The organism is Bradyrhizobium arachidis, from assembly GCF_024758505.1.
Classification (GTDB): Bacteria; Pseudomonadota; Alphaproteobacteria; order Rhizobiales; family Xanthobacteraceae; genus Bradyrhizobium; species Bradyrhizobium manausense_C.
The window spans coordinates 8697501-8712133 of sequence record NZ_CP077970.1 but is presented as its reverse complement, the minus strand read 5'-3'; the positions used below and the strand labels follow the sequence as shown (position 1 = coordinate 8712133).

General features: G+C 63.1%; 12 protein-coding genes and 1 rRNA gene. 8 read left to right on the top strand and 5 right to left on the bottom strand.

From position 1 onward, the window contains the following. Positions 1-55: 55 nt before the first annotated feature. The 4 genes from KUF59_RS40560 to mddA all read left to right on the top strand — a co-directional run bounded on the left by KUF59_RS40560 (position 56) and on the right by mddA (position 1945). The gene (locus tag KUF59_RS40560) at positions 56-361 is read left to right on the top strand and encodes a nickel-binding protein (protein ID WP_212460274.1); all 306 of its coding nucleotides are present in this window, start codon (positions 56-58) and stop codon (positions 359-361) included. A gap of 90 nt (positions 362-451) precedes the next feature. Beyond that, positions 452-673, top strand: a complete 222-nt coding sequence (locus KUF59_RS40555; RefSeq protein WP_212460275.1) for a hypothetical protein — start codon at positions 452-454, stop codon at positions 671-673. Between the two features lie 58 nt (positions 674-731). Beyond that, positions 732-1130, top strand: coding sequence for a hypothetical protein (locus KUF59_RS40550; protein ID WP_212460276.1), 399 nt, complete (start codon positions 732-734; stop codon positions 1128-1130). A 41-nt stretch (positions 1131-1171) separates the two neighbouring features. After that, entirely contained in the window at positions 1172-1945 is a 774-nt protein-coding gene (gene mddA / locus KUF59_RS40545; protein ID WP_212460277.1) for a methanethiol S-methyltransferase, read from the top strand. Between the two features lie 85 nt (positions 1946-2030). On the opposite strand, the gene KUF59_RS40540 is transcribed toward mddA, so the two are convergent. Continuing rightward, positions 2031-2894, bottom strand: a complete 864-nt coding sequence (locus KUF59_RS40540; protein WP_212460278.1) for an alpha/beta fold hydrolase — start codon at positions 2892-2894, stop codon at positions 2031-2033. 235 nt (positions 2895-3129) lie between these two features. Here KUF59_RS40540 and KUF59_RS40535 point away from each other — a divergent pair, with 235 nt between their 5' ends. After that, entirely contained in the window at positions 3130-3789 is a 660-nt protein-coding gene (locus KUF59_RS40535; protein ID WP_212460279.1) for a TIGR02594 family protein, read from the top strand. Positions 3790-3949: 160 nt separating this feature from the next. Here KUF59_RS40535 and KUF59_RS40530 read toward each other — a convergent pair whose 3' ends face one another. Then, positions 3950-4738, bottom strand: a complete 789-nt coding sequence (locus tag KUF59_RS40530) for an MOSC domain-containing protein (protein ID WP_212460510.1) — start codon at positions 4736-4738, stop codon at positions 3950-3952. 238 nt (positions 4739-4976) lie between these two features. On the opposite strand from KUF59_RS40530, the gene clpB reads away from it, so the two are divergent. Beyond that, positions 4977-7616, top strand: a complete 2640-nt coding sequence (clpB, locus tag KUF59_RS40525; protein ID WP_212460280.1) for an ATP-dependent chaperone ClpB — start codon at positions 4977-4979, stop codon at positions 7614-7616. A 73-nt stretch (positions 7617-7689) separates the two neighbouring features. Here clpB and KUF59_RS40520 read toward each other — a convergent pair whose 3' ends face one another. The 3 genes from KUF59_RS40520 to KUF59_RS40510 form a co-directional block, all read right to left on the bottom strand. Further along, the gene (locus tag KUF59_RS40520; protein ID WP_212460281.1) at positions 7690-7953 is read right to left on the bottom strand and encodes a hypothetical protein; all 264 of its coding nucleotides are present in this window, start codon (positions 7951-7953) and stop codon (positions 7690-7692) included. Between the two features lie 86 nt (positions 7954-8039). Further along, positions 8040-9659 carry an NHL repeat-containing protein gene (locus KUF59_RS40515; RefSeq protein WP_212460282.1) on the bottom strand — a complete coding sequence of 540 codons (1620 nt, stop codon included), beginning with the start codon at positions 9657-9659 and terminating at the stop codon, positions 8040-8042. Positions 9660-9843: 184 nt separating this feature from the next. Then, entirely contained in the window at positions 9844-11910 is a 2067-nt protein-coding gene (locus tag KUF59_RS40510) for a M23 family metallopeptidase (protein ID WP_212460283.1), read from the bottom strand. Between the two features lie 783 nt (positions 11911-12693). On the opposite strand from KUF59_RS40510, the gene KUF59_RS40505 reads away from it, so the two are divergent. Together KUF59_RS40505 and KUF59_RS40500 are read left to right on the top strand one after the other, a co-directional pair. Then, positions 12694-13029, top strand: a complete 336-nt coding sequence (locus tag KUF59_RS40505; protein WP_258767998.1) for a hypothetical protein — start codon at positions 12694-12696, stop codon at positions 13027-13029. Between the two features lie 23 nt (positions 13030-13052). Then, positions 13053-14541: ribosomal RNA gene (locus tag KUF59_RS40500) — 16S ribosomal RNA — on the top strand. The last annotated feature ends 92 nt before the right edge of the window (positions 14542-14633 follow it).

Below are 14633 nucleotides of genomic sequence, written 5' to 3'. Positions count from 1 at the left end.
TGCCTTCGGTCGCTGGTGGCCGGATGGTTCAACGGTCCCCAAGAGGAGCTATCTGATGGAACTCTACGTCATTCGTCGCCCGAGTGCCTGGGCAAACCTGAGCGAGCTGGAAGCTGCCGGCGCCAAGTCGGCCCGGATCGGCAACGAGCAGATGTCCGACCGCGTCCGCTGGATCCGCAGCTACGTGGTCCATGAGGCCGACGGCCGCATCGGCACCTTCTGCATCTACGAGGCGCGCGACGGCGAGTCCATCCGCGAGCATGCGCGGCGCGTCGGCATGCCCGGCGAGGAATTCTACAAGGTCGCCACCACCGTCGTCGTGCGCGCCGATCCCGCACAACAGGCGGCCGCCGCGGAATAACGTTTCGGCGCGGGCGTCGTCCCACCTTCCGGCAAATGCCAATTCGCTGTCGTCGATCACGACAGCCGACCAAACGATGAGGAGCAACACATGAACAAGCGCTACTGGAAATCCTTCTTGATCGCGGGCTTTGCAGCAGGCTCATTTCTGAGTTTCGCCGACACGGCCGATGCTGCGAAAATGAGCTGCATTCAGAAGTATCGGCTCTGCAACCAGCGTTGCGCCGGGGCCGCGGGCCCCAGAGGCGACTGGACCGCGTGCATCAACCGAACCTGCAACAGGCAGTACGACAACTGCGCGTCCAGTTACTAAGCGGCCGACGCCGAACAGTCTTTCAGCGCGGGCGCGAACCTTTCAAAGGAGCGAAATCATGTCCATGCAGTACCAGGCGCCCGCGCTGAGCCCATCCTACAGATATCTCGCGCACCGATATCTCACGGCCGTCCTCTTGCGCTGGCGCCGGTTCATCAACCGGTCCGTCGCCCACATGCTGGCCAATCGCGAACGGGCAGCCACGCAATTCATGTCGAAGAAGCTTGGCGAGCAGGAATTCCAGAAGGCCGGTCCCTTGTTTCGTCGCGTGAGCGTCCGTGCCGTGCTGTTCGGTTTGATCGTAGCCGGGGCGCTTTCGCCCGCCGCGGCAAAGTTCGTCCACGATCATCGCGGCGGCGCCGCCGTTCGGGAAAATTCGGGCAAGCGCAAGCCCGTCGATTGCCTCGGCAGCTCTTGCAACGAGAAGAAGGCCTGCACCAAGCGCACCTTCGTCTAACGCGGCCGTCCACACCCACCCGCACATCAGGAGAACCGGACATGTCCATCACCATGCAGAACGGGCCGGTCCAGGCCCAAACCTCGCTCGCCGCAAGAGGCCTCGTGCTGGCCTACGGCGTGCTCGCTTATCTCGTCTTCTTCGCCACGTTCCTCTATGCCGTCGGCTTCATTTCGCAGCTCGTCGTGCCGAAGACAATCGACAGCGGCGCGACGGCTTCGACCGCACGGGCTCTCGTCGTCAATCTCGCGCTGATGTCGCTGTTTGCCGTCCAGCACAGCGGAATGGCCCGGCAGGGCTTCAAGAGGCTGTTCACGCGCTTTGCCTCACCTGCGCTCGAACGCAGCACCTATGTATTGCTGGCGAGCCTGACGCTGATCCTGCTGTTCTGGCAGTGGCAGCCGATCGCGACAGTCGTCTGGCATATCGAGACGCCAGTTCTCGCCTATGCCGCGACTGCCGGCAGCTTCATCGGTTGGCTCATCGTGCTCTACAGCACGTTCCTGATCAGCCATTTCGAGCTGTTCGGATTGACGCAGGTCGTCACGCATTTCGTCGGACGAATCGCCGAGCCGATGAAGTTCAAGACACCCGGCCTGTATGGCCTGATCCGGCACCCGATCTATCTCGGCTTCATCGTCGCATTCTGGTCTGCGCCGACCATGACGCTCGGCCATCTGCTGTTCGCGGCTGTGACGACAGCCTATATCTTCGTCGGCATTTGGCTCGAAGAGCGCGATCTGGTGGCGACGTTCGGTGACCAGTACCGGCTCTACCGGGAGAAAGTGGCGATGCTGATCCCGGGCCTGTTCTGATCGGGCGGAAACGACACATCGTATGCGCGCGATGGGCAGGAGAAGGTCTGGCACCTGCTCCTGCCCAGGTCTTACATTGGTGGGACTAACTCACCGGCATCGACCGCGGATCGCGCACCGGCCACCGCCCGGCCTCGACCAGCGTGATGAAACGCTCGACGCTTTCGTTGAACAGCGCTGGCTCTTCGAGATTGAGCACGTGGCCGGATTTTGGAAACATCGCGAGCCCTGCCGCAGGCAGGTGCTTCTTCAGGAACAGGCTCGGCTGCACGCAAGCGTCGTCCTCGTCGCCGCAGATGATCAGCGCCGGTGTCGGCACTTTCCTGATCGCGTCGGTCATGGTGTAGATCGAGGGACGGCCGCCCTGGAAGCCGCGCATGGTGTTGGCGGAGCCCTTGGAGTCGTGGCGGGCGAGTGCGGAGTAGAAATCGGCGTGACCGCGCGGATCCTTGACCAGAAAGGGAATCCGGCTCGGCGCCTCGCGCGTGACTTTTGCGACTTCGGCGGAGCCTAACGTTTCGAATTGCTCGGCATTGTCGCGGCACTGCTTGCGCCAGACCTCGAGGTTCTCGATCTCCGAGCCGGAGCCGACACCGGCCAGCGTCATCGACCATGCGCGCTCTGGCGCGTTCAGTCCGATCTGAAGCGACGAATAGGCGCCCATCGAGAGGCCGACGAGATGCGCGCGCTCGATCTTGACATGATCGAGCACGGCGAGCGCATCGGTGTAGAAGTGCTTGTAGGAGTAGACCTCGCCCGGCGGCACGTCTGAGGGCGTATAGCCGCGCGCGGAATAGGTGATGCAGCGGTGGCCGCGTGAGAAGTAGCGCATCTGCGGCTCCCAATTGGTGTAGTCGGCCGCAAACTCGTGCAGGAAAATGATGGGTGTCCCGCTGCCCGCCTCTTCAAAATAGATGCGGACGTCATCCCTGGTGGTGGCGTGGGGCATTAACCGTTTCCCTCTTGTAAAGCCGTGCGCAACAGGATCGCAGTTAATGCCGTGGGCAGCAATGCGGCAGCCTCAGACCAGAGGCGACACAAAATCAACCCAACATTTTCCCGAAGGTGAATTTGGCGCTGCCACATCGTGTCTTTTTCTCGCCACATTGGCAGTCTTTACGGCCCGCGGGTGTCGGCCACCGCACGGGCCGACGGGAATTGGGGGTGTCAACGAAGGATGAAGAATGTTCGAGTTGTTTGCGTCTCGCCTGCCGCGTCTTGTCATCGCGCTGGCGCTCTTCTCCGCGGCCATCGCCGCTTCGGTTTCTCCAGCGTCAGCAAGATCCCATCGCCATAGCGCAGAGCGGCACGCATACGTGCACCACGCCAGGCACTATCATCATATCAGGCATTACAGGCATGCCGCGCGCAGCTCACGCGTCGAGCGCGGCGCCGCGCAATTGCAGGCGAACGGTTTTGCCAACACACAGGCGAGCCATGACTCCAACACCAACACCGGCAACATGGGCGTGGGCGTCGTCGGCGGCTTCGGCAGCGGATCGGGCCTCGTCTCCGAGGCGCGCCGCTATCTCGGCGGCAATCCCACGGGGCGCGGCAGCCTGTGGTGCGCGCGCTTCATGAACATGGTGCTGCAGCACACCGGACATCAGGGCACCGGCTCCGACATGGCAAACTCGTTCGCGCATTACGGAACGCGCGTCTCCGGTCCGCAGGTCGGTGCGATCGCGGTCACGTCGCGCGGCCGCCGGGGCGGCCATGTCGGCATCATCACCGGCGTCGACGCGCAGGGCAATCCGATCATGATTTCCGGCAACAACGGCAACCGCGTTCGCGAGGCGCCGGTGTCACGTGGGCGGATCTATGCGTATGTGATGCCGAATTGACGGAGCCGTAGGGTGGGTTAGCTCGCGGCCGCGCGAAGCGCGGTCCGCTGGCGTAACCCACCACTTCTGTCACCGCGGAGACCAAAGCGGTGGGTTACGCCCAGCGGACTGCGCATCGCGCAGCCGCAGGGCTAACCCACCCTACGAAGATCGACGGAGCTCACACCAGCGTCGGCGCTTCCACCGCGACGGTGTCGCCGACACCGACGTCGCCATCTGCGATCACCTCGCCATAGATGCCGCAGTCCATGTGGCCGAGGCGGCGCGAGAGCGTGGGCGGAATCTCGAGATCGCGCTGCGCGGTCTCGGGGTCGACGTTGACGGCGGCGCACCGGACGATGCGCTTGACGATTCTGAGGCGGGCCTGGCCGATCGCGAGCGTCTGGCCCACGAGGTCGAGCTCGTGCCAGGCCGGCCAGCCCTGGACGTAGAGATTGGCGCGGAAGCGCAAGGGGTGGACGGCGGCGCCATCAAGCATGGTCTCGATCGCCCGCACGCTGGCGAGATTGATGATGGAGACGACCTTGCGGGCGACGTCCGAAAAGCTGTGGTCGCGGCCCGACAACACTTTTGGCGGCCCCTTCAGCTCGGGCTGAAAGTTCTCCGCAAAATAGCGCTCGATCGCTGCGCGTCCCGCCGGGGTCTCCATGTCGCCCGCGGCGACCACCTGGCCGTCCTTCCGGATCGTCAGCAGATTGCTGGCGTCCTCGAACCGGCTCTGCAGGCCGGCCAGCCGCTCGTTCCGCATCAGCATCAAAAACTGGGTTTTGGGCAGCCATTGCGGCGCCTCGGGATCGAACCCGCTCGGGCCGTTCTCGATGGCGTACCGGCGGTCGGCCGGGAGGGTCTGGCCGACCCGCAAGGGCACGCGGGGCAGGGGCTCGGGCGAAAGGCCTTTGACCGGGTAGCGGTACAGGCCGGTAATCTCGGCAGTCGGGCTGGAAGTCATGGCGCTCATTAAGGGATTCTGCCCGCCGCTGCCACTGGGCCAATCCGCGCACGAATTTGTGAAGACGCCTCTTCCGATCCGCGGGCACGCTTCCCACATCTGCCTCAGGCTGGCGGCCACGCCGGTCGACGACGACCGTTGCTGCTTGAGAAACGTCAATGCGGCCAGCGGAAACCCAATGAAGATGCCGTCCGGGGTGCCTCAGGGGCCCTGGGGGCAGGCCGAGGGACAACCGGAAATGAACATCGAAAAATACACCGAACGCTCCAGGGGTTTTATCCAGTCCGCGCAGTCGCTGGCGATGCGCGAGGGGCACCAGCAATTCTCCACCCTGCACCTCCTGAAAGTCCTGCTGGACGACAATGAGGGGCTCGCTGCGGGTTTGATCGACCGCGCCGGCGGCAATTCCCGTGCAATTCTCAAAGCGACCGAGGAGGCCCTGACCAAGGTGCCGAAGGTCAGCGGCGGCGGCGCCGGGCAGATCTATCTCGCGCCCGAGCTCGCACGCGCCTTCGACGCGGCTGAGAAGGCCGGCGAGAAGGCCGGCGACAGCTTTGTCACCGTCGAGCGTCTCTTGCTCGGGCTGACGCTGGAGAAATCCAGCGAGGCCGGCACGATCCTGAACAAGGGCGGCGTCACCGCGCAAAATCTCAACGCTGCGATCGAGTCGCTGCGCAAGGGCCGCACCGCCGACAGCGCCACGGCCGAGAACGCCTATGACGCGCTGAAAAAATATGCCCGCGACCTGACCCAGGCCGCACGCGACGGCAAGCTCGATCCGGTCATCGGCCGCGACGAGGAGATCCGCCGCACCATTCAAGTGCTGTCCCGCCGGACCAAGAACAATCCCGTCCTGATCGGTGAGCCCGGCGTCGGCAAGACCGCGATCGCCGAGGGCCTCGCGCTGCGCATCGTCAATGGCGACGTGCCCGAAAGCCTGAAGGACAAGAAGCTCTTGTCGCTCGACCTCGGCGCGCTGATTGCGGGTGCAAAATACCGCGGCGAGTTCGAGGAGCGGCTGAAGGCCGTGCTGCAGGAGGTCACCGCGAGCGAGGGCAACTTCATCCTGTTCATCGACGAGATGCACACGCTGATCGGCGCCGGGAAGGCCGACGGCGCGATGGATGCCTCCAACCTCTTGAAGCCGGCACTGGCGCGCGGCGAGCTGCACTGCATCGGCGCCACCACGCTCGACGAGTACCAGAAGCATGTCGAGAAGGATGCGGCGCTGGCGCGGCGCTTCCAGCCGATCTTCGTCAGCGAGCCCTCGGTCGAGGACACGATCTCGATCCTGCGCGGGCTGAAGGACAAGTACGAGCAGCACCACGGCGTGCGGATCACCGATTCCGCGCTGGTGGCGTCCGCGACCCTGTCCAACCGCTACATCACCGACCGCTTCCTGCCCGACAAGGCCATCGACCTCATGGACGAGGCGGCGGCGCGGCTGAAGATGCAGGTCGATTCCAAGCCGGAAGAGCTCGACTCGCTGGATCGCGAAATCATCCGGCTCAAGATCGAGCAGGAGGCGCTGAAGAAGGAAAGCGATCTCGGCTCCAAGACCCGGCTGCAGACGCTGGAGAAGGAGCTTGCGGACCTCGAAGAGAAGTCGGCAGGGCTGACCGCGCGCTGGAGCGCGGAGAAGAACAAGCTCTCCAACGCCCAGAAGCTCAAGGCCGAGCTCGACGCACTTCGCGTCGAGCTGGCCAATGCCCAGCGGCGCGGCGAATTCCAGCGCGCCGGCGAGCTTGCCTACGGCAAGATCCCGGAGCTCGAGAAGAAGCTCGGGGATATCGAGGCGAAAGAGAACTCCGGCGAGATGATGGAGGAGGCTGTTACCGCCAACCACATCGCGCAGGTGGTCTCGCGCTGGACCGGCGTGCCCGTCGACAAGATGCTCGAGGGTGAGAAGGAAAAGCTCCTCAAGATGGAGGAGCAGCTCGGCAAGCGTGTCGTCGGCCAGGGCGAGGCGGTGCGCGCGGTTGCAACCGCCGTGCGTCGCTCGCGCGCGGGCCTGCAGGATCCGAACCGGCCGATGGGCTCGTTCATGTTCTTAGGGCCCACCGGCGTCGGCAAGACCGAACTGACCAAGGCGCTCGCCGAGTATCTGTTCAACGACGAGACCGCGATGGTCCGCCTCGACATGTCCGAATACATGGAGAAGCACTCGGTCTCGCGGCTGATCGGCGCGCCTCCGGGCTATGTCGGCTATGACGAGGGCGGCGCGCTCACCGAAGCCGTGCGGCGCCGGCCTTACCAGGTCGTGCTGTTCGACGAGATCGAGAAGGCACACCCTGATGTCTTCAACGTGCTGTTGCAGGTGCTCGACGACGGCCGTCTCACCGACGGCCAGGGCCGCACCGTCGACTTCCGCAACACGCTGATCATCATGACCTCGAATCTCGGTTCGGAGTTCTTGGTGAACCAGCCGGAGGGCGAGGATACGTCCGCCGTGCGCGAGCACGTGATGGGAACGGTGCGGGCGCATTTCCGTCCCGAATTCCTCAACCGCGTCGACGAGATCATCCTGTTCCACCGCTTGCAGAAGAGCGAGATGGGCCGGATCGTCGAGATCCAGTTCGCACGGCTCCAGAAGCTGCTCACCGATCGCAAGATCGCGCTCGCGCTGGATGACGCGGGGCGAGACTGGTTGGCTGCCAAGGGCTGGGACCCGGCTTATGGCGCGCGTCCACTGAAGCGGGTGATCCAGCGCTACCTCCAGGATCCGCTCGCGGAGATGATCCTGGCCGGCGAGGTGAAGGACGGCGATGCCGTTGCGATCTCCTCGGAGGGCAACGTGCTGACCTTCAACGGCAAGTCGCCGCAGACCGCCGAAATCGCCCAGTTCGAGGCGCCGGTTCCGAAGCGCAAGCTGAACTGATCTTCGCACCGACGCAAACAACCACGCCCCGGAGAGGCCATCCTTCTCCGGGGCGAATTGTTTCGTGCGTCAGCTAGTTTTCCGTCGGCGCAGGGCCCGGAGCCGGACCGTCCTCGTCGCTGGCCTCGTCGAGCTCGGAGAGGATATCCACGAGCTCGCGGACGCGGCCATGGGCCAGCGGCCGCAGATCGTTGATCATCGGCTCGTCATTGGCGAGCCAGGCCTGCGCCTCCGCGAGCTCGTCGACGGTTGCGCCGGTTCCGATGATCTGGGCAATGGTGACGTCGTCGGCCCGGTCCACGGTCTTGATGACGTCGTCGCGGGAGAGGCGCCTCATGGGTGATCCTCCTGCTGGCTTCCCAGCCTCTCAACCGGAAAGCCGCGCGCAGGTTCCGCCGGCGGGGTTCCTCTCCTCGCGGGACGCTACTTCTTTGCCACCTTGTAGATCGCGTTCTCGACGTCGGAGGTGAAGTAGATGACGCCGGAGGCGCCGACGGCCACGCCCGTCGGGATGTGGGTCGGCAAGCCGCCGGGCGCGCCCTGCAGGCCGATCGGAAGATTGGCCGCGATCTCGGTCACCTTGCCGTCGTCAGGCCCGATCTCGATCAGCCGCTTGGCGCCGACTTCGGCCACGATGAGCCTGCCGTTGCTGGTGCGGGCGATGCCTTCCGGCATCTTCAGGTCCTTGGCAATCACGGTCTTTTCGCCGTTCTTGTCGACCCGGGACACCTGGCCTGCAAAAGCTTCGGTGACATAGACCTCGCCGCTCGATCCGCCGACGAGCCCAACGGGGCCTTCGAGGCCGCCGATCAGCGCCGTGCGATCCTTACTGTGCTCGCCGCTGACGCGGACCAGCGATTTGGTGCCGAGCTCGGCCACCAGCAGGCTGCCGTCCTCGAGCACGATCGCGTCATGCGGCGCCTTGAAGTCGTGCAGCATCTCGCGCGTCGCGCCGGTCTTGCCGTCGATCACCTGCACCGTGCCGGTGAACCAGCTCGACAGGACCACGTCGTTGCCCTTCGCGGTGGCGCTCATCGGATATTCCAGGGTGACGCCGGCAGCATGCATGCGCGCCTTCTCCGTGACCTCGCCGGTGGCGCCGTCGACGGTGCGATAGGCGAATACGTCGGCGACGTGGATTATGTCCTTGCCGTTGTCAGAGGTGACGCCGATGCCGCCCGGCAGCGCGAGCTTGCCGATGATGACCTGCTTGGCCTGGCCGGTCGCCGGATCGACTTCCTGGATGCCGTTATCGGCCATGTTGGAGACGTAGATGCGGTCCTTGTCGTCGATCGCGAGGTTGTCCAGCGACGCCTTGAGCTGCGCGACCACGGTCTTGGCGCCGGATTTGGGATCGACCCGCACGAGCTGGCCGAGCGCGGTGTCGACCACAAAGAGATTGCCCTTGGAATCGAAGTTGACCGCGGCCGGGACCTTGAAGCCTTCGGCGACCACCGTCAGCTCGGCCTTGTCGACGTCGACTTTGGCGACCTGTCCCTTGAACCACAGTGGACCATAGAGCTTGTCGTCGGGGCCGAACTCAAAACCGTTGAGGCCGCCCATCTTCTCCATGATCTGGCGCGGCGGCTTCACGCCCTCGACGTCGATCTCATACAGCGTATCGCCGAGGAAGACGGTCGTGGCGTAGAGCCGGCCGTCCTTGCGGAAGGCGAGCGAGTTGATGCCTGCTAGCCCCGAGGCGAGCTTCTTGATTGGGCCGTCGCCCTTGCGCGAATAGAGATCGCCGGCGAGGAATCCGGTCCAGGCCATGGTGCCGTCGGGCGCGAATGCGATGTCGTCGGCCATGCCGACGGGCGAGGGGATTGCGATCTTGGCCGTGCCGCCCGCGACGTCCACCTCATAGAGCGCAGCACCGGCAACGCTGCCGGCAAACAGATGGCCCGATTTGTCGACCGCGAGCCCGTGCACGCCGTGGAACGCCGAGCCGGGGACCAGCGGGGTGACCTCCCAGCTCTCGGCCGATGCGCTCGTGGTGGAGAAAATCGCAGCGACGATAGCTGCGCAGGCGAGCTTGTTCCTCATGACGCGACCTCCCTTTTTTTAGGAAGTATTCGCTGCTCATTCGGGTTTGGCAAACGAAACTTGACGTTGTGTCGACGCGAGATGGCCTCGCTCAACAGCGCGCATTCAGACCATGTTTATGCAGATGTCTGCTCGATGTCGGCCGGTTGCCGGCCTGTCGTTTGCAGGCTTATCGATTGCTGACTTATCGATTGCTGACTTGCAGCGGTCCGCCGGTGGCATCCGAGATGCGGGCGATGCCGCCGCCGCGGTTGTTCATCATCCCTTCGAGCCTGTCGCGCTCCTTCTCGAAGCCGGCCAGCATGGCGCCTTCCAGTGAGCGGCCGCGCGGCAGTTTTACGCGCAGCGGATCGACGAAGCGGCCGTTGACCAGGATTTCGTAGTGGACGTGGGGCCCGGTCGACTGGCCGGTCGAACCGACGAAGCCGATCACCTGGCCCTGGCGAACCTTCTTGCCGATCTCCATGCCCTTGGCGAAGGCCGACATGTGGCCGTAGGCGGTCTCATAGCCATTGGAATGCTTGATGCGGATATATTTGCCGTAGCCGCCCTCAGGGCCGGCCTTTTCGATCACGCCGTTGCCCGATGCGAAGATCGGCGTGCCGTAGGAGGTCGCCCAGTCGACGCCGGTGTGCATTTTCACATAGCCGAGGATCGGGTGGCGGCGGCCGCCGAAGCCGGAGCGCATGATCGCATTGTTGACGGGCTTGCGGACCAGGAACTTCTTCGCGCTCTTGCCGGTCTCGTCATAGTAGTCGACGACGCCGTCGTCGGGGCTCTGGTAGCGGTAGTATTTCTTGGTCTCGCCGCCGACGGTGAGCGAGGCGAACAGCACGTCGTTCTTTTCCGTCGCGGTGACGCCCTCGTCTTCGCCGGCGTAGAACACGTCGAAGGAATCGCCCGGCTGCACCTTGCGCTGGAAGTCGACGTCGTAGGAGTAGATCTTGATCATGTCGTCGATGACCGGCATCGGCACCTTGTTGCGCATCGCGGTCTCGTAAATGCTCTGGTAGAGCCGCACGCCGGTGCCGTCGTCATCGTCATCGTCGTCGTTGGCATTGTTCGCGGCCGCATCAGCCGTGGTGTTCATGCTTGACACGTCGACGGCGACATATTTGCCGAGATCCGACAGTGCCGCGATCGCCTCGACCATGGTTTCGTTGGCGATGACGACGCGGAAGGGCTGGAGTCTTGCGCCGGGCGTTGCCGGTGCCATCAGGATGCGCAGCTTCTCGCCGTCCTTGATGCCGCCGTCGCGGCCGCGCGGGCCGAGTGTCGCGGCGATCGCCTTGATCTCTTCCGGCGTCGCGCCGAGGTCGCGCAGCACGGAGGCGACGGTGTCGCCCTTCTTCACGACATGCACGCGCTCGCCATTGGGATTGCCGCCGGTGATCTGGCCCTTGGTCTTCGGCAGCAGCGTGACGTTTTCCGGCACCACGCGGGTCTCGAAGCCGGCATAGGGGTCGGCCGCCGACGACTCCGTCGCATAGGCCATCTTCATGTCGGACGAGCCGGTCGCGCCGGAGACGTCGGCGGTCGCGTTGGCCAGCGAGGCGTAACGGACGCCGGCGCCGTTGCCGCGCCAGTTGGCGGCATCGCGCACCCGCATCAGGATGTCGTCGAGCGCCACGATGGCGGAGATTTTTGCCTTGGGCAGGACCGGTGTCAGGTCCTTGGTGACGAAGGAGACCTCGGCGTCGGGCTCGACGGCTTCGGGATTGTTGGGATCGTCGGTGGCGGCCTGCGGCGCGGTGCCGACGTCGGTCAGAAGGCGCTGGGCATTGAAGGGCGGGATTTTTGCGGACAGGTCGCTCGTCGTCATCGACAGATTGCCGGCGATGCGGATGAAGGGCCGCACCTTCATCACGTCGCGGTTGCCGACTCGGGCCACGGTGGAGACGCGCACCACGTTGCGCGAGGCGTTGGACTCGCCGGGCGGCGGCAGGCGGTCGCTCTTGTGCAGCGTGGCGGCGCGGTCGCCGGCGCCGAACGCGCCGCGCAGCGCGCCTTCAACGCGCTCGGGCACCTTGGCAAACGTCATTTCGCCGTCGAGCGACGCGAAAACGGCGCCGCCGATGAGGGCTGCGCCGCAGAGTCCGGTCAGAATCGTGCCGCTGAACCATTGTACCGACACGCGACGGCGGTCGATCACGGCGGCTTCAGAACCATCGACGGAAAGCGGCGGCTCGTGACCGAGATCGATGATCCCGGTCTCACGCCCGTAACCCCCGCGTGACGCCCTATGGTTCAACCCAAGTCCCCCAAATCAGCGACATGCGAAAGAGGCCTCGTTCGCACCTTGCCGCCGTCGCCCTCTTCAAGGGGGATCGCCGGAAAAAGGCAAGCCGCGCAGACGCTCGGGAGTTCAGAGGGCCGTGATTAAGGCCCGGCCGAGATCACGAACAGCTAAGCGGATGAAGGTCTCTCGATGTCTCTCGACGGTGTGTGAAAGGCGATGTGGTCATCGGTCGATCGCCTCCCCCTGATCACTCAAAATCGCCGACAGCCCCCACTGGCACCCAGCGATTCAAGTTTGTGTCATACCAGAACGCCGCGGGATTGTGGCTCTAGTACGGCGCCTAATCGGGAAAAAGTTTCGTCCTCCAGCGGTACCTGGACGGGGGATGGGCAGGGGATCTTACCAGCGATCTTACCAGCGATCTTGCCAGGGATCTTTGCCCGGGATTTTGGCAAGGATCTCGGCAAGGATCTTGGCAAGGATCTTGGCAGGGGTCTTGGCAGGGATCTCGGCGAGGATCTTGGCTGGCGTCCGGAACCTCGAAAAAGGTCGTCCGGAACCAGAAAAATTTTGAAAGTTTTTTCGCCCCCGGCATCGATCTGGCGAGAAGTGCACAGCCCCACTCTCGTGTAAGGTACGGAAAACAAGGGGATTTTTCCGCAGTGCAGCAGGCGGCGAGCCGTGCGACGATTTGTTGACAATGGCCGTTGACAATCCCGAGGGGGCGGGCCTATAACCCGACCACTGAGCGCGGCGCCGCCGGGTCACTGACCAAGGCGAGCGAACGCGCCACTGATGCTCCTCACCTTGTTGAGTGACACAACGATCGACGCAAGTCGATTGGAGTCATTCATCGTCGGTAAGAGTGTCGGAACCCTTCCACTCTGGAAGGTTGGGGCCTCTCCGGCCCCGGGCTGTTTGACAAGTGAAGATGAAGAAAGAGAAACGTGGACGGCGGAGTCCTTGCGGGTCTCGCTGATCGGGAGCTTCGGCTTTCGTGATCGAGACCGGACGAAAGACTTCGGCGGTACACGTTTTAAAGGTTACACCATCGTTGCCAGCGATGTGAATCGCAGGCAGCTCGTCGATTTCGGTCGGCGAAAAATGGTGGGACCTCGTCAAACGTTGTGATCAGCCGGTTCAAAGTTCAAGTCCAACTTGAGAGTTTGATCCTGGCTCAGAGCGAACGCTGGCGGCAGGCTTAACACATGCAAGTCGAGCGGGCGTAGCAATACGTCAGCGGCAGACGGGTGAGTAACGCGTGGGAACGTACCTTTTGGTTCGGAACAACACAGGGAAACTTGTGCTAATACCGGATAAGCCCTTACGGGGAAAGATTTATCGCCGAAAGATCGGCCCGCGTCTGATTAGCTAGTTGGTAGGGTAATGGCCTACCAAGGCGACGATCAGTAGCTGGTCTGAGAGGATGATCAGCCACATTGGGACTGAGACACGGCCCAAACTCCTACGGGAGGCAGCAGTGGGGAATATTGGACAATGGGGGCAACCCTGATCCAGCCATGCCGCGTGAGTGATGAAGGCCCTAGGGTTGTAAAGCTCTTTTGTGCGGGAAGATAATGACGGTACCGCAAGAATAAGCCCCGGCTAACTTCGTGCCAGCAGCCGCGGTAATACGAAGGGGGCTAGCGTTGCTCGGAATCACTGGGCGTAAAGGGTGCGTAGGCGGGTCTTTAAGTCAGGGGTGAAATCCTGGAGCTCAACTCCAGAACTGCCTTTGATACTGAGGATCTTGAGTCCGGGAGAGGTGAGTGGAACTGCGAGTGTAGAGGTGAAATTCGTAGATATTCGCAAGAACACCAGTGGCGAAGGCGGCTCACTGGCCCGGTACTGACGCTGAGGCACGAAAGCGTGGGGAGCAAACAGGATTAGATACCCTGGTAGTCCACGCCGTAAACGATGAATGCCAGCCGTTAGTGGGTTTACTCACTAGTGGCGCAGCTAACGCTTTAAGCATTCCGCCTGGGGAGTACGGTCGCAAGATTAAAACTCAAAGGAATTGACGGGGGCCCGCACAAGCGGTGGAGCATGTGGTTTAATTCGACGCAACGCGCAGAACCTTACCAGCCCTTGACATGTCCGGGACCGGTCGCAGAGATGTGACCCTCTCTTCGGAGCCCGGAACACAGGTGCTGCATGGCTGTCGTCAGCTCGTGTCGTGAGATGTTGGGTTAAGTCCCGCAACGAGCGCAACCCCCGTCCTTAGTTGCTACCATTTAGTTGAGCACTCTAAGGAGACTGCCGGTGATAAGCCGCGAGGAAGGTGGGGATGACGTCAAGTCCTCATGGCCCTTACGGGCTGGGCTACACACGTGCTACAATGGCGGTGACAATGGGATGCTAAGGGGCGACCCTTCGCAAATCTCAAAAAGCCGTCTCAGTTCGGATTGGGCTCTGCAACTCGAGCCCATGAAGTTGGAATCGCTAGTAATCGTGGATCAGCACGCCACGGTGAATACGTTCCCGGGCCTTGTACACACCGCCCGTCACACCATGGGAGTTGGTTTTACCTGAAGACGGTGCGCTAACCCGCAAGGGAGGCAGCCGGCCACGGTAGGGTCAGCGACTGGGGTGAAGTCGTAACAAGGTAGCCGTAGGGGAACCTGCGGCTGGATCACCTCCTTTCTAAGGATGGTCCTTCAGAGAGCTCACGCTCACTATCGGACCGTTTTAGAAACATCAGGGGCCAACAGATCGCCAGATCGTTGAGCTCCATT